Genomic DNA, 18,433 nt, shown 5'->3' on the forward strand with positions numbered 1-18,433 from the left:
TGCGTCATGCGCATCGCCGTAACGATCTTCCTCACCGACGAGACGATCACCCCGACCCGGCTCGCCCGGGAGCTGGAGGGCCGCGGTTTCGCCGGGCTGTACCTGCCCGAGCACACGCACATCCCCGTCGAGCGGACCACCCCGTACCCGGCGGGCGGCGAGCTGCCGCGCGAGTACGGCCGTACCCTCGACCCGTTCGTGGCGCTCGGCCAGGCCGCCGCCGTCACCGAGCGGCTGGGTCTCGGCACGGGCATCACGCTCGTCGCCCAGCACGATCCGATCGACCTGGCCAAGCAGGTCGCGACCCTGGACCACCTCTCCGGCGGCCGGTTCACCCTCGGGGTCGGCTTCGGCTGGAACGTCGAGGAGGCCGCCGACCACGGCGTACGGTGGCGCACCCGGCGCGAGCTGGGCCGGGACCGGATGGCGCTGATGCGGGCGCTGTGGTCGGAGGAGCCGGTCGCGTACGAGGGGGAGTTCGGCGGTGTCCGGGCCAGTCACGCGCACCCCAAGCCCGTGCGGAGGCCGCGCGGCCCGGTCGTCGGTCCGCGCACGCTGCTCGGCGGGGCCGCCGGGCCCAAGCTGTTCGCCCACATCTGCGAGTACGCCGACGGCTGGCTGCCCATCGGCGGCCGCGGCCTCTCCGAATCCCTGCCCCGGCTGCGCACCGCCTGGACCGAGGCGGGCCGCGACCCCGAGGCCCTCCAGGTCGTCCCCTACGCCGTCCACCCGACCCCGGGCAAGCTCGCCCACTACGCCGGCCTCGGCATCGAGGAGGTCGTGGTGCAGTTGCCTCCGGCGGGGGAGGGGGAGGTGCTGAAGGCGCTGGACCAGTACGGGGCGTTTGTGGGGTAGTCGGCGTCTCGTCTGCCGGGCGGGGGTGTGTGGCCGACCGCGGCTCCGTCGTGGCTGGTCGCGCAGTTCCCCGCGCCCCTGAAACCCGGGGCTCCGCCCCGAGCTTTCCTGAAGGAGGCCGCAGGCCTCCCTTCAGGGGCGCGGGGAACTGCGCGAGCAACCACCGCCCACCCGCGCCGGCGCAGCTGGCTAAACTGCGGGCCGGATTCATGTCGCCCATGGGGGGGGAGCTTCATGAGGATCGCCTTCTTAGCGAGGCTCGCGAGCCACTTCGACGAGTACGGCTACAGCAAAGGGCTGCTGCCCGCCGCGATCGGCACGCTGGCCGTGCTCGTGACCGCCGCGCTGGTCTGGTGCGCGCTGCACCGCAACAGGCCGCTCGCCGTGACCGCCGCGGGTCTCACGTCCGCCCTGGGCATCGGCTGGCTGGCCTTCCACTGACGGGGCTCACCCGGGTTGATCAGCGCACTCGTATGCTCGAAGGATGACGACTTCCGCGACCTCCGGAACGGGCCCCACCGAGAACTCCATGCGTCGCGCCCTGAAACGGGCCAGGGACGGCGTCTCCCTCGATGTCGCCGAGGCGGCGGTGCTGCTCCAGGCCCGGGGCGGGCAGCTCGAGGACATGTCGGCCTCGGCCGCCCGGGTCCGGGACGCGGGTCTGGAGGCGGCCGGCCGGCCCGGTGTCATCACGTACTCGAAGAGCGTCTTCATCCCCCTGACCCGGCTGTGCCGGGACAAGTGCCACTACTGCACGTTCGTCACCGTCCCCGGCAAGCTGCGCCGCGAGGGCCACGGGATGTTCATGTCCCCGGACGAGGTCCTGGACATCGCCCGCAAGGGCGCCGCCCTCGGCTGCAAGGAAGCCCTCATCACCCTCGGCGACAAGCCCGAGGACCGCTGGCCCGAGGCGCGCGAGTGGCTCGACGCGCACGGCTACGACGACACGCTCGCCTACGTCCGCGCCATCTCCATCCGCATCCTGGAGGAGACGGGCCTGCTGCCCCACCTCAACCCGGGCGTCATGAGCTGGACCGACTTCCAGCGTCTGAAGCCGGTGGCCCCGTCGATGGGCATGATGCTGGAGACGACCGCGACCCGGCTCTGGTCGGAGCCGGGCGGTCCCCACTACGGCTCTCCCGACAAGGAGCCGGCGGTCCGGCTGCGGGTGCTGGAGGACGCGGGGCGTTCGTCCGTCCCCTTCACCTCAGGGGTCCTGATAGGCATCGGGGAGACCTACGAGGAGCGCGCCGAGTCGCTGTTCGCGCTGCGCAAGGTGACCCGGGCCTACCACGGCGTCCAGGAACTCATCATCCAGAACTTCCGCGCCAAGCCGGACACCGCGATGCGCGGCATGCCGGACGCGGAACTGGACGAACTGGTCGCCACGGTCGCCGTCGCCCGGCTGCTCATGGGCCCGTCGGGCTGCATCCAGGCCCCGCCCAACCTCGTCGACGACGAGTACGAGCGGCTGATCGGCGCCGGTATCGACGACTGGGGTGGGGTCTCCCCGCTGACCATCGACCACGTCAACCCCGAACGCCCCTGGCCGCAGATCGAGCAGCTCGCCGAGAAGTCCCGGGCGGCCGGTTTCGAGCTGCGGGAACGGCTCTGCGTGTACCCGGAGTTCGTGCGGCGCGGCGAGCCCTGGCTGGACCCGCGGCTGCGCCCGCACGTGGCCGCGCTGGCCGACCCGGAGACCGGTCTTGCCCGCCCCGACGCGCTGCCGCAGGGCCTGCCGTGGCAGGAGCCGGAGGAGGTCTTCACGGCGTCCGGCCGCACGGACCTGCACACCACGATCGACAGCGAGGGCCGTACCTCCGACCGGCGGGACGACTTCGACGAGGTGTACGGCGACTGGGGCGCCCTGCGCGAGGCCGCCGCCCCGGGCATGGCACCGCAGCGCATCGACACGGACGTACGCGAGGCCCTGCGCACCGCGGCCGACGACCCCACGAAGCTCACCGACGACGAGGCGCTGGCCCTGCTGCACGCGGACGGCCCGGCGCTGGACGCCCTCGCCCGGGTCGCCGACGACGTACGCAAGTCGGCCGTGGGCGACGACGTGACCTACATCGTCACCCGCAACATCAACTTCACCAACGTCTGCTACACCGGCTGCCGCTTCTGCGCCTTCGCCCAGCGCCGCACGGACGCCGACGCCTACACCCTCTCCCTGGACCAGGTCGCCGACCGGGCCCAGCAGGCCTGGGACGTCGGCGCGGTGGAGGTCTGCATGCAGGGCGGCATCCACCCGGACCTGCCCGGCACGGCGTACTTCGACATCGCGAAGGCGGTGAAGGAACGCGTCCCCGGCATGCATGTGCACGCCTTCTCGCCGATGGAGGTCGTCAACGGCGCGACCCGCACCGGCATGTCGATCCGCGAGTGGCTGACCGCCGCCAAGGAGGCGGGCCTGGACACCATCCCGGGCACGGCCGCCGAGATCCTCGACGACGAGGTCCGCTGGATCCTCACCAAGGGCAAGCTGCCCGCCGCCGACTGGATCGACGTCGTGACGACGGCCCACGAGCTGGGCATCCGGTCGTCCTCGACGATGATGTACGGCCATGTCGACCAGCCCCGCCACTGGCTCGGGCACCTGCGCACCCTCGCGGGCATCCAGCAGCGCACGGGCGGCTTCACCGAGTTCGTGACGCTGCCGTTCGTGCACACCAACGCGCCGGTGTACCTCGCGGGGATCGCCCGACCGGGCCCGACCATGCGGGACAACCGCGCGGTCACGGCCATGGCCCGGCTGCTGCTGCACCCGCACATCCCCAACATCCAGACCAGCTGGGTGAAGCTCGGCACCGAGGGCGCGGCCGAGATGCTCCGCTCCGGCGCGAACGACCTCGGCGGCACGCTCATGGAGGAGACGATCTCCCGCATGGCGGGTTCCTCGTACGGCTCGTACAAGTCGGTCAAGGACCTCATCGCGGTGGCGGACGCGGCGGGCCGCCCGTCGAAGCCCCGCAACACCCTCTATGGGGACGTCCCCCAGGAGCGGCAGCGGGCGGCGGCGGCCTCGGACGGCCATCTGCCGGAGCTGCTGCCGGTGCTCGACTGACGCCTCACTGGCCCCCGGCGTCCACTGGCTGATGTGCCGTCACGGCACGGTCGGCGGCGGCGCCGGGGCCCTTCGGCGGCGGGGGCGTCGCGCCCCGGCCCCCCAGCCACAGCAGGACCAGCCCGAGGGAGCAGGCGATCACCGGCCAGTAGATGTAGCGGAAGTCCGTCGCGGGCATGATCGGCAGATAGCCGAGGATGTAGGCCGCCGAGCTGATGCCCAGTGCCCGGACCGGCATCGAGAACGAACCCCCGCCCGGCCGGACGGCCAGCACCAGAGCCACGGCGAGCCAGAACCAGCCGCGGAACAGCCACGGCAGGTCGCTCGCCATGCCGCGCACGTACGTGCCGAGCATGTCCTCCAGACGGGGATGCGCCACCCCGACGCCCAGGTCGTTGCGGGTGATTCCGGCCTTGTAGACGTAGCCGGTCTCGAACAGCAGAGTCGTGAAGAGCCGCAGCCGGTACTGGAGATAGCCGGGCACGTGCCCGCTCATCTCGTCCAGCCACAGGGACGTGATCTCGCCCGAGTCCCCGCGCAGTCCGTCCACGGGGCGGTCGTAGCAGGCCCAGTAGGCGTCCGAGAGGGCGCCGACGCGTCTGCACTCCTCGGCGGAGGACACGAGCCGGTCCCGCAGGCCGGGGGACACGTCCGCCGAGCGGAGTTCGTCCACCCTCAGGACGTGGACCAGGTCGTCGAGCATGATCTGCGCGCCCTGCTTCGTCTCCAGGGGCCGGGCGAACAGGGAGATGGCGGCGGCCGGCACGACCAGGGCGGCCACGATTGCCGCCGTGCACGTCACCCACGTACGGCGTCCGGGAGCGCGCCACAGCGCGAGGACCAGCAGGACGAAGACGGGGATCGCGGCGAAGAAGGCGTTCTTGCGCACCAGCATGGCGTACGCGAGGAACAGCACACCCAGCCCGAGCAGCCCCCACCGCAGGGCGGGAGGACGAAGGTCCTCGTCCCGCAGCCGCAGCCCGGTGAACGCGACCGCGCACGCGGCGAGCAGCGCGAACGCCGCGTGGACGTCCTTCCACACCACCCCGACGAACGTCAGCACGAACGGCGTCAGCCCGAGGCCGAGCACGGCGAGTGAGCCACCACGGCTCCCGGTCAGTCCCCACACACACCACGACAGCACTCCCAGCGCGCCCCAGAAGACGAGGCACTGGAGGACGAGCATCGACGCGATCGAGCCGGTCACGGCGATCAGCGCACGCCACACCAGGCTCAGCACCGGCGGATGCCAGTCCGTCAGGGGCAGCTTGCCCTCGGCCTGACGGAGCTGTTCGAGGCTGTCGGGGCTCAGATACCCCGGGGCGAAGACGAGGATCGTGCCCAGGCAGCAGACAGCGGCGACGGCGGCCAGCACCCAGACCCAGCGCCGCGCACGCGACGCCCATCCCATTTGTCCCATAAGTCGGATGTTAACGGCTCAGGGTGCGACGAAGACGTAGCGCCGATAGGCGTAGAAGCGGAACAGCGTCGCGAGCACCCAGCCGAAGATACGGGCCGTGTTGTCGCTGAGCGCCGAGTCGAGCCCGAGCAGCTGCCGGGAGGCGAAGACCGTGCCCGCGGTGATGGCGAGCCCGACGCCGTTGGCCACCAGGAACAGCGCGAGTTCGTGGGTCACCTTCTCGCGGTGCCGGCCGCGGTAGGTCCAGTAGCGGTTCCCGACCCAGCTGAAGAGCGCGGCGGCAGTCGTCGCGAGGACGGACGCCTGCACGGGGGCGGCCCGCATCGGCCCGCCCTGCGCGCCGCCGGGCAGGCCGAAGACGAGCAGGTTGTAGCCGCCGTTGTCCACGACGAAGGCCAGGGCCCCGATGACGCCGAACTTGGCGGCCTCCTGCCAGATGCCCTTGACGGCGTCACGCGCGCGCAGCGCGGCAGATGCGAGGACCGGCACACGGTGAGCGTAACGACCCGGCGCGCCCTCACCACCCAGACCCGCCCATATCGCATGATTTTCGTCTATTCGGCACCGGTCCGGGAGGAGCAGCCGTGGAACCGACGATCGCGTGTGTCGTGCCGTGTCACAACGAGGAGGCGGCCATCGGCAAGGTGGTCCGCGACCTGCGCGCGGCCCTCCCGGAGGCCGTCGTCTACGTGTACGACAACGCCTCCACCGACCGCACCGTGGAGATCGCCCGGGCAGCGGGCGCGATCGTCCGGGAGGAGACCCGCAAGGGCAAGGGCAATGTCATCCGGCGCGCCTTCGCCGACGTCGACGCCGACGCCCTGCTCATCGTCGACGGCGACGACACCTACGACACCTCCCGCGCCCGGGACCTGGTGGACCTGCTCTTCGAGGGGCCCTACGACCAGGTCGTGGGCGCCCGCCGGGTGACGGCCGACGGGGCCTACCGGGCGGGACACGCGGCCGGCAACAAAGTGCTGACGGGGGCCGTGCGGTCCCTGTTCGGCAACGACGTGACCGACATGCTCAGCGGCTACCGGGTGTTCTCGCGGCGCTTCGTGAAGTCCTTCCCGGCGCTGGCGAGGGAGTTCGAGACGGAAACCGAGATGACGATCCACGCCCTCCACCTCCGCCTGCCCACCGCCGAGGTCGCCGTGGACTACCGGGAACGGCCCGCCGGCGGCGAGAGCAAACTCCGCACCTACCGGGACGGCTGGCGCATCCTGCGGGTCATCCTCGACCTGGCGCGGCGCGAGCGCCCCTCCCTCGTCCACACCGTGGTCGCGGGCGTGCTGGCCCTGGTCTCGGTCATCCTCGGCATCCCCGTCATCGCCGACTTCATCGAGACGGGCACCGTGCCCCGCGTCCCCACGGCGATCCTGGCCGCCGCCATCATGACCATCGCGGCCCTCGTCCTGCTCGTGGGCTACATCCTCGAGTCCCTCATGCACATGCGGCAGGAGCAGTCCCGCCTCGTGCACCTCTCCTACCCGGCCCCCGCCCGCTCGCCGCTCCACACCGCCCATGGCGCGGGCACCGGCCCGGTACCGGTCCGCAAGACCCCCTGAGGCCGCCGGGGGAGAGGCATGCGCGCAGTACGATGATCGGAACCCCCATGTCCGTACGGGGTCCCGTGACTGAGGAGATGCGTGCCCGTGCCTGCCCGACTTCCTTCGTGGGCCTGGACGACCGGGCTGACCGTGGGAGCCATAGCCGCGGTGACGGTCCTGGCCGTGCAGGCGGACCGGGGCCCGCACCCCACCGCCGCATCGGCCAAGCCGAGGAGTACGGCGTCGGCGGGCGCTGACCCCACCCCCACCCCCACCGCGTCCGTCCCGACCCGGGTGCCCGACGGCTCCGGCACCGGCCGGCGCGTCGTCTACTCCCTCGGCGAGAAGCGGGTGTGGCTGGTCGACGCGAGCGAGGGCAGCCGCCGTACGTTCACCGTGTGGCCGGGCACGGTCAGCCCCGACCCCGGCTCGTACACGGTGTCGTCGCGCAACGAGGGCACGACCGGCTCGGACGGCGTCCAGATCGAGCACATCATGTACTTCGCCGCGAAGGACGGCGTCTCCGTCGCCTTCTCCAACGCGGTCGACGGCGCCTCACCGCCGCCCGCCGCCTCCGGCACCAAGACGGGCGGAGTCCGGATGCGGAAGGCGGACGGCACGGCACTGTGGGCGTTCGGCACGGTCGGCACGACCGTGGCGGTCGTCAAGTAGAGGTCGTGGTCAGGTAGCGGGAGTCTGATTCCCCCGGTCCGACAACTGGTTGACGATCAGCACGACACCGCTGAACAGGAAGACACGGGTCGCCGCGTCCAGCCCGTTCCAGTTCTCGGACTGCCACATCGAGAACCACTCGCCGCCGATCCCGATGAACCCGGCCCCGAACAGCAGCATCACCATCAGCAGCCCGTACGTCGACAGCTGCCGCGCGCGCCGCTGATCGCGCCTGGCCCACAGCCAGCTCCCGGCTATCAGGGCGAAGGCGGCGACCGTCTCCCACGCGATGATCGCGATGTAGGCGGCGTCCTGGAGTGTCTCGCTCGTGATGGCCCGCCACATCAGGTCCTCGTCCTTGAACGTGGTGTCCATGGCCAGCACATGCCGGACGAACTGCTGGTTGGTGCCGAAGTCGGTGATGTTCCCGAAGGCGACGAGCGTCATGTAGAGGGCGATGGTGGCGGTGAGCAGCATGGCGGCAAGAGGCAGCGTGCCGCGTGAAGTTGGGGAGGTGGCCATGTCGATCATTCTCCCCGGCGGCCGGGGCGGGCGCGACACCGATAACCGGCCCTGCTCAGCGCCGACTTGGTTACTCAGCCGCACGAACGCTCGGTAATGTGTTCGTCAAGCGAGAGGCAGACCGGGGCTGCTCCCGGCGCACACAAGTCGCACGGGGGGAACGCGGATGACGAACACTCACGCCTTAGCTGAGGTCGGGAGCGGCAGCCCGCCACCGGACGGCGACGCCGTCATCGCCGTACGCGATCTGCGCATGCGCTACCGCGGCAGCCATGACGTGCTGAAGGGCGTCGGCTTCAGGGCCCGGCGAGGTGAAGTGATCGTGCTGCTCGGCCCGAACGGCGCCGGCAAGACGACCACGATCGAGGTCCTCGAAGGCTTCCGGATGCGATCGGACGGTGACGTGACCGTCCTCGGCACCGATCCGGCTCGCGGGGACGAACGGTGGCGGGCGCGCCTCGGCATCGTGTTGCAGTCCTGGCGAGACCACGGCAAGTGGCGCGTGCGGGAACTCCTGGCCCATCTCGGCTCGTACTACGTTCCCTACTCCACCGCCGCCATCCAGCGCCCCTGGGACGCTGACGAACTCCTGGCCGCGGTGGGGCTCACCGAGCAAGCGAACAAGCGGGTCGGGACTCTGTCCGGCGGGCAGCGCAGGCGTCTCGACGTGGCCATCGGCATCGTCGGCCGACCCGAGCTGCTGTTCCTCGACGAGCCGACGGCCGGTCTTGACCCGGAGGCCCGGAACGAGTTCCACGGCCTGGTGCGCGGGCTTGCGGACGAGAACACGACCGTCCTCATGACCACGCACGACCTCGCCGAGGCGGAGAAGCTCGCCGACCGGATCCTGATTCTGGCCGGTGGCCGGATCGTGGCCGACGGTTCGGCCAAGGAGCTGTCCCGGCAGGCGTCGGCCGAGGCCACGGTGCGCTGGACGCTGGACGGGCGGCCTTTCGAGGAGGCCACGGCAGAGCCCACCCGGTTCGTCCGTGAGCTGTTCGAGGAGCACGGCGAGGCGATCGGCGGGCTGGAAGTGCGCCGGGCGAGCCTGGAGGACACCTACCTGACGATGGTGCGCGAACTGGAGCTGGAGGCAGCGCGATGAGCCCGGTGTGGTACGCGGCGGGAGCGGGGCCCGGCGCGGCTGGACGGAACTCCGGCAGACCTTCACCACCGGCCAGGACGTGTTCGGCTACGTGCTCTGGACCCTCCTGCTCATGGTGCCGCTGTTCCTGCTCAGGGATGATCCGCTGAAGGGCGCCGGCATCTCGACCGGCGCGTTCATGCTGCCGAGCATGCTGGGGATGACACTCGCGTTCACCGGCATGATGACCACGGCGCAGCTGCTCGCCACCGAGCGGGAGGACGGCACGCTGCTTCGGGCCAAGGCCGTGCCCAACGGCATGGTCGGATACCTGGTCGGAAAGATCATCATGGTGTCGGGTACGGCCCTGGCCTCCATGGCACTCCCCTTCGCCGTCGGCCTGCTCCTGGTGGACGGAGTCGCCGGGCAGGGCGGCGGAGCGTTGCTGGCACTGCTGTGGGCGATCCCGCTGGGACTCCTGGCGACCCTGCCGATCGGAGCCGTCATCGGCTCGCTCGTCAACAGCCCGCGTACCGTCGGGCTGTTGATGTTCCCGGTGATGGGGCTCGTCGCGATCTCCGGTATCTACTTCCCCCTGTCGGAAATGCCCGAGTGGCTGCAGACCGTCGGGCAGCTCTTCCCGGTGTACTGGCTCGGTCTCGCTCTGCGCTCGGCACTGCTTCCGGCCGACGCGGTCGCCGCCGAGATCGACGCGTCCTGGCGGCTCCTGGAGGCGGCGGGTGTACTGGGCGCGTGGACGCTCGCCGGTCTGCTCCTCGCCCCGAGCGTCCTGCGCAGGATGGCCCGCCGAGAGTCGGGGGCCGCGATGGCGGAACGGCAGCGGAAGGCGATGCAGAGGGTCGGCTAGCGTCCCGCCGCGAACTCCAGGAATTCGGACCAGGCTCCGTCTGCGACTGCCAGGCGGGCGCCGTCCTTCTTCTTGGAGTCGCGGATGTGGACGGTGGGGTGGGAAATGGCGATCTCTAGGCAATCTGGGCCGTCATTGCTGCTGTAGCTGCTCTTGAACCAGTCGAGTTCGGTGGTCATGCCGCCTCTCTCAGGTTGTCTCAGCACTCCGCCGCGAGTGCCAGGAACTCGGCCCAGCTGCTTCTGGTGAAGACCAGCTGGGCGCCGTCCCTGTTCTTGGAGTCGCGGATGTGGATGGTGGGGTGGGATATGGCCGCCTCTAGGCAATCTGGGCCGTCGTTGCCGCTGTAGCTGCTCTTGAACCAGGCGAGTTGGGTGCTCATGTCTCTTCTCCCAGCACTTTCTCGACGAAGGCCAACGACTCGCGGGGCGAGAGGGCTTGCGCCCGGATCATGCCATAACGCATATCGAGGATCTGTACGTCCTTCGGCTCACTGATCACCCGGTCGTACAGCTGGCTCTCCGTGTGGCCGAGTGCCTTGCCGTCCTGGAGCTTCAGCAGTCGGAACGAGCCCATGACCGCCGCGTGATCCTCCCTGTCCATGGGCATCACTTGGATCTCGACGTGCCGCAACTCGGCGACCCGCATGAGGTGCTCGAGCTGACGGCGCATCACCATCTTGCCGCCGAGTGGCCGCCGCAGCGTCATCTCTTCCTGGACAAAGGTGACCAGGGGGCGGGGCATTCGATCGAACACGGCCTTTCGCGCCATGCGCGCGGCAACATGGCGCTCGATCTCCTCCTCGGAGTACGCGGGGCGTCTCATCGCGTACAGGGCTTGGGCGTACTCCGGGGTCTGCAACAGCCCATGGATGTGCAGGGCGGAGTAGGCCCCCAGCTCAACAGCCTGGTCCTCCAGCTTGGTCAGGTCCCGGACGGTCTTCGGATACCGGGCCTTCTCCACGTCCTCCTTCATCACGGAGAGCTTGCCGCCGGCACCGAGCACCTCATCGGCCTTGTCGAGAAAGTCCGGCTTCGGGACGCGCCGCGCCCGCTCCACGGACGAGACCATCTCCTCCCCGTACCCGATGGCCGATCCCAACTCCGCCTGCTTCAGCCCGGCCGCCTCGCGCCACATCCTGATCTGCCGCCCGACCGTCCTGAGCACGGCCACCGCTTCCTCGTCCTCCACGCCTTCCCCTCCTGACGTACCAGCAGTACGACCCCGTGAGGTGTCCGTACGGTCACGTTCCGTACCGGGGTCATGGCTGTTCAGAGTAGAGACCGGACGACCACGCTGGGTGACATGAGCCAGAAATCCCGCGCGCAAACCCCGCTCCTCACCCGACACTTCACGATCCAGCTGTCCGCTACGCGAAGAGGCGCTCGCCTGGCGCGCCTGCTCACGGAACGCCAACTCGACGAGTGGGGCGAGCCCTACGAGGCTGCCGCACAGGTGGTGGCGGAGCTGGCGTCCAACGCGGTGCTGCACGGACACGTCCGGGGGAGGGACTTCCGGCTCGGCCTGAGGCTGCGCTCCGACCGCATGCTCCGCATCGAGGTCACGGACGCCCGGGGCGACCGGATCCCGCGCGTCCCGGACCCGGCGGCGGACGACGCGGAGGGCGGGCGTGGCCTGCGGATCGTCTCGGCGTACGCGGACCGCTGGGGCGTGGCCGAGGCTCCTGCCCACGGCAAGACGGTATGGGCGGAACTGGCGCTGGACGCATGGGGCTTGCCGGGACACCGCGATCCAGGCTGACTCAGCGGAGGTCGGGGCCCGGATCGCGGGCCCTCATGACCCGGCGGGTCCCGACGCCAAAGACCAAAGAACCAGGGAAAGAACCAACCCACCCCCACCGCCCCCGCGGCTCACCCGCAGGAGTGAACATCACCAACTCGGCTGGCGTGGAGGGCAGTCGATGGTGCAGCGTCAGCGCAGACAACCCCACAAACGCATACGGCCCCCGCCGGGACTGCCATCCCGCTGCGAGGGCCTGATCACCTAGGAAGCGAACCCTTCCCGATGACTGACAAGAACCCTAGCGCGCCCGCCCGCGCGCAGTCCGGCACTTCCGGCGTCCAGCACGTGACGGAACGCCACGAGGACAACTTCACGGTGGTCGGCAACCACCTGGCCCAGCACCCGGACCTCTCACTCACCGCGATCGGCCTGGCCGTCCACATCCAGTCGCTGCCCGCCGGAACCCCGATCGGCATCAAGGCGCTGACGGCCAAGTTCCAGGAGGGCGAGATCCGGATCGCCGCGGCCCTGCGGGAACTGGAGACCCACGGTTACCTCACGCGTGCCAGGGAGCGTCTTCAATCCGGCCGAGTCGTAACCCGCACGGTCGCGTACAACAAGCCCCGGACGACGCCCCGGACGACGATCCCCGAGCACCGCCCGGCCTCCCCTCCGTCCCGGACGGAACCCCCGGCCCCGAAGCCCGCCCGCACCGCCGCCGACCTCCTCACCGGCCTGCGCGCGGCCGACTCCCGCCTGCTGCTGAGCGAACGCGACGTGCACCGTCTGGCCCCGCAGGTGTCGGCCTGGCTGGAGCGGGGCGTCCCCGCCACGGCGGTGGAACGGACCCTGACGTCGGGCCTGCCCCAGGACCCGATCAAGCACCCGGCGGCCTTCCTGGCTCACCGCCTGACCACCCTCCTCCCACCACCCCTCCCCACGACCCCACCCCACCCGACACCTGCCCTCCGCCCGGACCCGCTCCAGACCTGCGACGGCTGCGAACGAGCCTTCCGGTCAGCGCACCCCGGCGGCCGATGCCGCGACTGCCGCCCTGCCGAGCGGGACGCGGCCTGAGCGGGAGCACGCCGACCCCATGCCTCAGCTGACCCCGGACGCCCTGCGCGATGCCGTCGCCCGGATCGCCCCGAGTCGGCTGCCCGCGCTCACGCAGCACCTCTTCGAGGCCGGCACCAACGCACACCAGACCCAGAGCCTCGCCCCCCTGCGCGCCTTCGTGCACTCCTGGGCGGTCTTCGTCGCGATCGAACGACACCCGGCGCGGGCCGAGCGGCTGCGGGAGCTGGAGCGGATCGTGGACGTCGGCGAAGAGGACCCTTCCGACGCCATCGCCGAGATCCGCGCCATCCGGGAGGCCGCAGCGACGGAGGCAGGGCTGTGACGTCTGGTCCTGGGGCTACGCCCCGAGCTCCTTCTCCAGCAGCGTGAACGACTTGGGCGTACCGCCCGGCTGCGGCTTGCCCTCCTTGTGGCCCACCACGCGGTACCCGGCGGCCCGGTAGTAGGTGGTGAGCGGGGCGTTGCCCGCCAGGCAGTCCAGGCGTACATGGGTCCGTCCGGTCGCGGCCACGCGGTGTTCCGCGGAGCGCAGCAGCCGCCGCCCCGTCCCGGGCGGGGCGGTGACGCGATCCACCATGAGCCGGTGCACGTACCCGGCCACGGGCGGCTGCGGGCCCCAGGCGGCCTCGTCCTCCCACCACAGTTCCCAGGCGCCGACGACGTGCCCGCCGGTCTCCGCGAGCCAGACCTCGCCGTGGGTCATGACCTGGCGGAAGTGGGACTCGTCGAGTTCTCCCGGCTGCCACTGCCCGGTGATGCCACGGGTCAGCATCCAGCGGGCCGCGTCGTCGCGGAGGCGTACGAGGGTGGACAGATCGGCCTCGGTCGCCGGGCGGGCGTGGAGATCATTCACGCCAGGATCCTCGCACACCTGTCCGATGCCTCGAGTGCTGACAGCGACGGTCCGTAAGCCTGCCGTGAGGGCGGAGTTCCGCCCGCTGAACCCACCGTCCCCGTTCGATTACAGTGCTGGGCGTCGTACGTATGGACGGTCCCTGGGAGGTCAAGGTGGGTGCGACTGCCGGCGCCGTCTGGGGCCGTACGGAGCAGCAGGACTTCCGCAGCCGGGTGCGCGGGACGCTGCTCGGCGTGGCCGTGGGGGACGCGCTGGGCACGCCCGTGGACGGGCTGGGGATCGACGGGATCAGGGAGGCGCACGGGGCCGAGGGGCTGGTCGATCTGGCCCCGGCCTACGGCAGACGCGGTGCTGTCACGCACATCACGCAGCTCACCCTGTTCTCCGTGGACGGACTGATCCGGGCCCAGGTGCGCCGAGACACCGGAGCCTGGCATCCGCCGACCGATGTGCACCGGGCGTATCTGCGCTGGGCCGCCACCCAGCGGGACTGGGGACCCGACGAGCGCCGCAAGGACGACGGCTGGCTCGCCCGGGAGGAGTGGCTGTACGCGCGGCGGGACCCGCACCGCTCCCTGCTGCTGGGGCTCGGCGACGACATCATGGGCACCCCGGACACACCCAAGAACCCCGGTGAGGCAGGACCCGAGGCCGCCACCCGGTCCGCCCCCTTCGGGCTGCTCGTGGGATGGGAGCCGCAGCTCGTCGCGCAGCTCGCCGTCGAGTGCGCGGCGCAGACCCACGGGCACCCCGCGGCCTCGCTCGCGGCGGGCGCGTACGCCGTGATCGTGCACGCCCTCGCCCTCGGCGAGAGCCTCGACGCCGCCGTGCAGCGCGCCTTCGCGATGCTGGCCGCCCGGCCAGGGCACCAGCCCGTCTCGGATGCCCTCCAGCACGCGCTGGGCGCCGTCCGGCAGGGCATGCCCGGCCCGGAGCGCGTGACCGAGCTGTGCGGGGCCGGTACGGCTCAGAGCCTCGTCGGCGCCGCCGTGTACTGCGCCCTCGTCGCCGCCGACGTCCGGCACGGCCTGTGTCTCGCCGTCAACCACGACGGCCCGTCCGCCGCCACCGGCGCGCTGACCGGCGGCCTGCTGGGCGCCCTGCACGGGGAAACGGCCCTCCCCCCGGCCTGGCTGGTCGAGCTGGAGGGCCGCCCCACCATCCTGGAACTGGCCGACGACTTCGCCATGGAGATGACCCAGGGACCCGCCCTGCACGGGCCCGGGGGGTCGTCGCCGGGGTGGCTCGCCCGCTATCCCCGGGCCTGAGCCCGCGCTTCAGTCCTTGACCGTCGTCCGCACCACCTCGTCCGCCGGCCCCGCCGGCGCCGGGACCGCCGCTGCCGCCGCCCCGTCCCCGTCCGTGTTGAGCTTCTCGATCAGTGCCAGCCGCTCCGGGGTGTCCTCCGGCTTGATGTAGCCGACGAGGATGTAGAGGACCAGGGAGACCGCCAGCGGGATCGAGACCTGGTACTGGAGCGGGACGCCGCCCTCGACGTTCCAGTTGATCGGGTAGTTGACCAGCCAGAACGCGAGCAGGCCCATCGACCAGCTGATGAGGGCCGCTGTCGGGCCGGAGCGGCGGAACGCGCGCAGGAGGCCCAGCATCATCGGGATGGCCATCGGGCCCATCAGTCCGGCCACCCACTTGATGACGACGGTGATGATGTCCTTGAACGCGGGGGAGTTGACCTGCGTCGCCGCCGCCATGGACAGACCGAGGAAGACGACCGTCGCGATCCGGGCGACCCGAAGTCCCTGCCCCTGGTTCCACGTCCGCGCCCTGGCCCAGATCACCGGCGCGCAGTCCCGCGTGAACACCGCCGCGATGGCGTTGGCGTCCGAGGAGCACATGGCCATCGTGTGCGAGAAGAAGCCGACGATGACCAGGCCCAGCAGACCGTGTGGGAGGAGCTGTTCGGTCATCAGGGCGTAGGAGTCGGAGCCGTCCGGCTTCTGCGACTCGACCAGCAGCGGCGACATCCACATGGGGAAGAAGAGGACCAGGGGCCAGACCAGCCAGAGGATCGCCGAGAGGCGCGCCGAGCGCTCGGCCTCCTTCGCGTTCGGCGTGGCCATGTAGCGCTGGGCCTGGTTGAGCATGCCGCCGTTGTACTCGAAGAGCTTGATGAAGAGGAACGCGAGCAGGAAGACCGTGCCGTACGGGCCGACCAGCGGCTTCTCGTGGCCCTGGAGTTCGGGGGAGTCCCAGACGCCGAAGAAGCCGCCGTGGTCGTCGAGCCGTACGAAGACGGCCACGAACATCGCGATACCGGCCAGCAACTGGATGATGAACTGGCCCAGTTCGGTCAGCGCGTCCGCCCACAGGCCGCCGATCGTGCAGTAGATCGCCGTGATGCCGCCGGTGATGAGGATGCCCTGGTTCAGGGAGATCCCCGTGAAGACCGAGAGCAGCGTCGCGATCGCCGCCCACTTGGCGCCGACGTCCACGATCTTCAGCAGCATGCCGGACCAGGCCAGCGCCTGCTGGGTCTTCAGGTCGTAGCGGTTCTTCAGGTACTCCAGCGGGGAGGCCACATGGAGGCGGGAGCGCAACCGGTTGATGCGCGGCGCGAAGAGTTTGGACCCGATGGCGATGCCGAGGGCGATCGGGAAGGACCAGGTGACGAAGGAGGTGACGCCGTAGGTGTAGGCGATGCCCGCGTACCCGGTGAACATCACCGCGCTGTAGCCCGACATGTGGTGCGAGATGCCGGAGAGCCACCACGGCATCTTGCCGCCGGCGGTGAAGAAGTCGCTGACGTTGTCCACGCGTTTGTGCGACCAGACGCCGATCGCGACCATCACGGCGAAATAGCCTAAAAGCACGGCCCAGTCGAGACCGTTCATGCGCGCCCTCCCAGGGGTCGGCCCAGCGATCAGCCCGGCGCTCATCGTGGGCGCTGCCCCGTGAACACGACAAGTGACGGTCAGGTCAAGGAGGGGTAAAAATGTTCGGCGTGGTGGCCCTGGTTCAGCTATCTGAACTCAACGCATCAACTCCCCTGCGTTGACCAGCAATGACTGCCCGGTGATCGCCCGGGCCCGGTCCGACGCCAGGAACACCGCCGCGTCGGCCACATCCGAGTCGGCGGCCAGCTCGGGCAGCGCCATCCGCCCGGTCAGCCGCTTCAGGACCGTCGCCTCGGACACGCCCTCCGTCTGCGCCGTGAACCGCACGTACGCCTGCACCGGCGGCCCCCACATCCAGCCCGGCAGTACGGTGTTGACCCGGATCCGGTACGGCCCCAGCTCCCGCGCCAGCGAGTACATCGCACTCGTCAGCGCACCCTTCGACGCCGCGTACGCCGCCTGCCGCACCTGCGACGGAGCCGCCACCGCCGACTGCGTCCCGATGAACACGACGGATCCGCCGCCCTGCTTGAGTGCCGGCAGACAGGCCCGGGTCATCCGCAGCGTGCCCAGCAGGTTCACGTCCAGCACAGAGCGCCAGGTCTCGAGGTCCGCGTCCTCGACGCCGCCGAAGTAGCTGTCCAGAGCGGCCACATGCACCACCGCGTCGATCCGCCCGAACCGCTCCGCCGCCAGCCCCGCCAGCGCCTGGCACCGCGCCTCGTCGGTGATGTCGACGGCCCGGTAGGCGGTGTGCGCCCCGCCGGGATCGATCTCGGCCGCCGTCTTCGCCAGGTTCGCCTCCGTCCGGGCGCCGAGCACGGCCCGCCCGCCGTCCCGTACGACGGCCGCCGCGACCTGCCGCCCCAGCCCGGCCCCGACCCCCGACACCACGACCGTCTTTCCCGCGAGCAGCGACATCGAAGACCTCCCGGAACCCTGGCGTTCTATCTGACGGAGCGTCAGAGTATGGGCCTGTCACCGACGAAGGGGAAGGGACATGAGCGACGACACCCGCAGCGAGCTGTACGCCGAACTGGCCGCCGTCGGCCCCTACGGCACCCACCCCGGCCACGCCCTGATCACCATGGTCGAACCGCACCCCGGCCACGAGTACGCCTACAACCGCTGGTACGAGGACGACCACTACTACGCCGGCGCGATGGCCATGCCCTGGATGTACGCCGGCCGCCGCTGGGTGGCCACCCGGGACCTGCAACTCCTGCGCTACCCCGAGAAGTCGGCGATCGCCCAGCCCGTCACCACGGGCTGCTACCTCTCCACGTACTGGATCACCGACGGCCGCTACGACGACCACATGCGCTGGACGGTCGCCATCAACAAGCGCCTCAACCGCGACGGCCGCGTCTACCAGGACCGCACCCACGTCCTCACCGCGTTCCAGGACCACGAGGCGACCGTGTACCGGGACGGCGCGGCGGGCCCGAGGGACCGGCACGCCCTCGACCACCCCTACGCCGGCCTGGTCCTCCAGGTCGTCGAGGCCGACACCCCCGAGCGGCGCGCGGAACTGCTGGAGTGGCTGCGCTCCCGCCACCTGCCGAAGCGCCTCGCGGGCTCCCCGGCGGCGATGGTGACGGTCTTCCGCCCGACCCCGCTCCCCGGCGACCGCATGACCTACGTCAAGCAGGTCGAGGGCGTCGACACCCGCCTGACCCTGCTGTGGTTCCTCCAGGCCGACCCCGGGGAGTGCTGGGAGGACCACTTCACGGGTCTCGACACGGCGGTGGCGGAGTCGGGGCTCGGCAGGGTGGAACTGGTGGCACCGTTCATACCGACCCTGCCGGGCACCGACACCTACGTGGACCGGCTCCGCTGAGGACTCAGGCGATCAGCGCGG

General features: G+C 70.8%; 21 protein-coding genes. 12 read left to right on the forward strand and 9 right to left on the reverse strand.

What is annotated here, in order from left to right:
* Positions 1-6 precede the first annotated feature (6 nt).
* From ACFZBT_RS32080 to ACFZBT_RS32090, 3 genes are all read left to right on the forward strand, one after another.
* Positions 7-855: a TIGR03619 family F420-dependent LLM class oxidoreductase gene (locus ACFZBT_RS32080; RefSeq protein WP_391111020.1), complete on the forward strand. Its 849-nt coding sequence runs from the start codon at positions 7-9 to the stop codon at positions 853-855.
* 234 nt (positions 856-1,089) lie between these two features.
* The gene (locus ACFZBT_RS32085) at positions 1,090-1,296 is read left to right on the forward strand and encodes a hypothetical protein (protein WP_391111023.1); all 207 of its coding nucleotides are present in this window, start codon (positions 1,090-1,092) and stop codon (positions 1,294-1,296) included.
* 43 nt (positions 1,297-1,339) lie between these two features.
* On the forward strand, positions 1,340-3,925 hold the full coding sequence (locus ACFZBT_RS32090) for a bifunctional FO biosynthesis protein CofGH (RefSeq protein WP_391111026.1): 2,586 nt from the start codon (positions 1,340-1,342) through the stop codon (positions 3,923-3,925).
* A 4-nt stretch (positions 3,926-3,929) separates the two neighbouring features.
* Here ACFZBT_RS32090 and ACFZBT_RS32095 read toward each other — a convergent pair whose 3' ends face one another.
* Both ACFZBT_RS32095 and ACFZBT_RS32100 read right to left on the reverse strand, forming a co-directional pair.
* A complete protein-coding gene (locus tag ACFZBT_RS32095) occupies positions 3,930-5,345 on the reverse strand; it encodes a hypothetical protein (protein ID WP_391111029.1) in 1,416 nt (471 codons plus the stop codon).
* Between the two features lie 18 nt (positions 5,346-5,363).
* The gene (locus tag ACFZBT_RS32100; protein ID WP_391111031.1) at positions 5,364-5,834 is read right to left on the reverse strand and encodes a GtrA family protein; all 471 of its coding nucleotides are present in this window, start codon (positions 5,832-5,834) and stop codon (positions 5,364-5,366) included.
* A 95-nt stretch (positions 5,835-5,929) separates the two neighbouring features.
* Between ACFZBT_RS32100 and ACFZBT_RS32105 the strand changes: the two genes are divergently transcribed.
* Both ACFZBT_RS32105 and ACFZBT_RS32110 read left to right on the forward strand, forming a co-directional pair.
* Entirely contained in the window at positions 5,930-6,913 is a 984-nt protein-coding gene (locus tag ACFZBT_RS32105; protein ID WP_391111035.1) for a glycosyltransferase, read from the forward strand.
* An 87-nt stretch (positions 6,914-7,000) separates the two neighbouring features.
* Positions 7,001-7,567 (forward strand): hypothetical protein, encoded by a 567-nt coding sequence (locus tag ACFZBT_RS32110; RefSeq protein ID WP_391111038.1) that lies wholly within the window; start codon positions 7,001-7,003, stop codon positions 7,565-7,567.
* A 9-nt stretch (positions 7,568-7,576) separates the two neighbouring features.
* Here ACFZBT_RS32110 and ACFZBT_RS32115 read toward each other — a convergent pair whose 3' ends face one another.
* Positions 7,577-8,089 carry a DUF2165 family protein gene (locus ACFZBT_RS32115; protein WP_391111041.1) on the reverse strand — a complete coding sequence of 171 codons (513 nt, stop codon included), beginning with the start codon at positions 8,087-8,089 and terminating at the stop codon, positions 7,577-7,579.
* Between the two features lie 166 nt (positions 8,090-8,255).
* On the opposite strand from ACFZBT_RS32115, the gene ACFZBT_RS32120 reads away from it, so the two are divergent.
* Together ACFZBT_RS32120 and ACFZBT_RS32125 are read left to right on the forward strand one after the other, a co-directional pair.
* Positions 8,256-9,194 (forward strand): ATP-binding cassette domain-containing protein, encoded by a 939-nt coding sequence (locus tag ACFZBT_RS32120; protein ID WP_391111043.1) that lies wholly within the window; start codon positions 8,256-8,258, stop codon positions 9,192-9,194.
* Positions 9,195-9,201: 7 nt separating this feature from the next.
* On the forward strand, positions 9,202-10,041 hold the full coding sequence (locus tag ACFZBT_RS32125) for an ABC transporter permease (protein ID WP_391111047.1): 840 nt from the start codon (positions 9,202-9,204) through the stop codon (positions 10,039-10,041).
* On the opposite strand, the gene ACFZBT_RS32130 is transcribed toward ACFZBT_RS32125, so the two are convergent.
* Genes ACFZBT_RS32130 through ACFZBT_RS32140 form a run of 3 tightly spaced genes read right to left on the reverse strand, consistent with a single transcriptional unit; the run spans position 10,038 to position 11,232 of the window.
* Complete coding sequence (locus ACFZBT_RS32130; RefSeq protein WP_391111050.1) at positions 10,038-10,220, reverse strand: DUF397 domain-containing protein; 183 nt, start codon at positions 10,218-10,220, stop codon at positions 10,038-10,040. The two genes, ACFZBT_RS32125 and ACFZBT_RS32130, sit on opposite strands and share 4 nt — an antisense overlap.
* Positions 10,221-10,240: 20 nt before the next feature.
* Positions 10,241-10,423 (reverse strand): DUF397 domain-containing protein, encoded by a 183-nt coding sequence (locus tag ACFZBT_RS32135; protein ID WP_391111053.1) that lies wholly within the window; start codon positions 10,421-10,423, stop codon positions 10,241-10,243.
* The gene (locus tag ACFZBT_RS32140) at positions 10,420-11,232 is read right to left on the reverse strand and encodes a Scr1 family TA system antitoxin-like transcriptional regulator (RefSeq protein ID WP_391111056.1); all 813 of its coding nucleotides are present in this window, start codon (positions 11,230-11,232) and stop codon (positions 10,420-10,422) included. Before ACFZBT_RS32140 ends, ACFZBT_RS32135 begins: the two co-directional genes overlap by 4 nt.
* 114 nt (positions 11,233-11,346) lie before the next feature.
* Here ACFZBT_RS32140 and ACFZBT_RS32145 point away from each other — a divergent pair, with 114 nt between their 5' ends.
* From ACFZBT_RS32145 to ACFZBT_RS32155, 3 genes are all read left to right on the forward strand, one after another.
* A complete protein-coding gene (locus ACFZBT_RS32145; RefSeq protein WP_391111058.1) occupies positions 11,347-11,802 on the forward strand; it encodes an ATP-binding protein in 456 nt (151 codons plus the stop codon).
* A gap of 264 nt (positions 11,803-12,066) precedes the next feature.
* A complete protein-coding gene (locus tag ACFZBT_RS32150; RefSeq protein WP_391111061.1) occupies positions 12,067-12,861 on the forward strand; it encodes a helix-turn-helix domain-containing protein in 795 nt (264 codons plus the stop codon).
* A gap of 19 nt (positions 12,862-12,880) precedes the next feature.
* Entirely contained in the window at positions 12,881-13,186 is a 306-nt protein-coding gene (locus ACFZBT_RS32155) for a hypothetical protein (protein WP_391111064.1), read from the forward strand.
* Between the two features lie 15 nt (positions 13,187-13,201).
* Here ACFZBT_RS32155 and ACFZBT_RS32160 read toward each other — a convergent pair whose 3' ends face one another.
* Complete coding sequence (locus ACFZBT_RS32160; RefSeq protein WP_391111067.1) at positions 13,202-13,717, reverse strand: GNAT family N-acetyltransferase; 516 nt, start codon at positions 13,715-13,717, stop codon at positions 13,202-13,204.
* 155 nt (positions 13,718-13,872) lie between these two features.
* Here ACFZBT_RS32160 and ACFZBT_RS32165 point away from each other — a divergent pair, with 155 nt between their 5' ends.
* Positions 13,873-14,988, forward strand: a complete 1,116-nt coding sequence (locus ACFZBT_RS32165) for an ADP-ribosylglycohydrolase family protein (RefSeq protein WP_391111069.1) — start codon at positions 13,873-13,875, stop codon at positions 14,986-14,988.
* 9 nt (positions 14,989-14,997) lie between these two features.
* Here the strand turns inward: ACFZBT_RS32165 and ACFZBT_RS32170 are convergent, their stop codons facing one another.
* Both ACFZBT_RS32170 and ACFZBT_RS32175 read right to left on the reverse strand, forming a co-directional pair.
* Positions 14,998-16,569: a sodium:solute symporter family protein gene (locus ACFZBT_RS32170; RefSeq protein ID WP_391111072.1), complete on the reverse strand. Its 1,572-nt coding sequence runs from the start codon at positions 16,567-16,569 to the stop codon at positions 14,998-15,000.
* Positions 16,570-16,707: 138 nt separating this feature from the next.
* Positions 16,708-17,493 carry an SDR family oxidoreductase gene (locus ACFZBT_RS32175; protein ID WP_391111075.1) on the reverse strand — a complete coding sequence of 262 codons (786 nt, stop codon included), beginning with the start codon at positions 17,491-17,493 and terminating at the stop codon, positions 16,708-16,710.
* Positions 17,494-17,572: 79 nt separating this feature from the next.
* On the opposite strand from ACFZBT_RS32175, the gene ACFZBT_RS32180 reads away from it, so the two are divergent.
* Positions 17,573-18,412: a hypothetical protein gene (locus ACFZBT_RS32180; RefSeq protein WP_391111077.1), complete on the forward strand. Its 840-nt coding sequence runs from the start codon at positions 17,573-17,575 to the stop codon at positions 18,410-18,412.
* The last annotated feature ends 21 nt before the right edge of the window (positions 18,413-18,433 follow it).

It is taken from the genome of Streptomyces sp. NPDC008137, assembly GCF_042957035.1.
Taxonomy (GTDB): domain Bacteria; phylum Actinomycetota; class Actinomycetes; order Streptomycetales; family Streptomycetaceae; genus Streptomyces.

What these genes read in the sequence shown, in the direction of transcription:
- ACFZBT_RS32130 (WP_391111050.1), bottom strand. Translation starts at nt 10,220, where the DNA reads ATGACCACCGAACTCGACTGGTTCAAGAGCAGCTACAGCAGCAATGAC.
- ACFZBT_RS32080 (WP_391111020.1), top strand. Translation starts at nt 7, where the DNA reads ATGCGCATCGCCGTAACGATCTTCCTCACCGACGAGACGATCACCCCG.
- ACFZBT_RS32115 (WP_391111041.1), bottom strand. Translation starts at nt 8,089, where the DNA reads ATGGCCACCTCCCCAACTTCACGCGGCACGCTGCCTCTTGCCGCCATG.
- ACFZBT_RS32090 (WP_391111026.1), top strand. Translation starts at nt 1,340, where the DNA reads ATGACGACTTCCGCGACCTCCGGAACGGGCCCCACCGAGAACTCCATG.
- ACFZBT_RS32095 (WP_391111029.1), bottom strand. Translation starts at nt 5,345, where the DNA reads ATGGGACAAATGGGATGGGCGTCGCGTGCGCGGCGCTGGGTCTGGGTG.
- ACFZBT_RS32120 (WP_391111043.1), top strand. Translation starts at nt 8,256, where the DNA reads ATGACGAACACTCACGCCTTAGCTGAGGTCGGGAGCGGCAGCCCGCCA.
- ACFZBT_RS32085 (WP_391111023.1), top strand. Translation starts at nt 1,090, where the DNA reads ATGAGGATCGCCTTCTTAGCGAGGCTCGCGAGCCACTTCGACGAGTAC.
- ACFZBT_RS32155 (WP_391111064.1), top strand. Translation starts at nt 12,881, where the DNA reads ATGCCTCAGCTGACCCCGGACGCCCTGCGCGATGCCGTCGCCCGGATC.
- ACFZBT_RS32180 (WP_391111077.1), top strand. Translation starts at nt 17,573, where the DNA reads ATGAGCGACGACACCCGCAGCGAGCTGTACGCCGAACTGGCCGCCGTC.
- ACFZBT_RS32150 (WP_391111061.1), top strand. Translation starts at nt 12,067, where the DNA reads ATGACTGACAAGAACCCTAGCGCGCCCGCCCGCGCGCAGTCCGGCACT.
- ACFZBT_RS32170 (WP_391111072.1), bottom strand. Translation starts at nt 16,569, where the DNA reads ATGAACGGTCTCGACTGGGCCGTGCTTTTAGGCTATTTCGCCGTGATG.
- ACFZBT_RS32145 (WP_391111058.1), top strand. Translation starts at nt 11,347, where the DNA reads ATGAGCCAGAAATCCCGCGCGCAAACCCCGCTCCTCACCCGACACTTC.
- ACFZBT_RS32135 (WP_391111053.1), bottom strand. Translation starts at nt 10,423, where the DNA reads ATGAGCACCCAACTCGCCTGGTTCAAGAGCAGCTACAGCGGCAACGAC.
- ACFZBT_RS32175 (WP_391111075.1), bottom strand. Translation starts at nt 17,493, where the DNA reads ATGTCGCTGCTCGCGGGAAAGACGGTCGTGGTGTCGGGGGTCGGGGCC.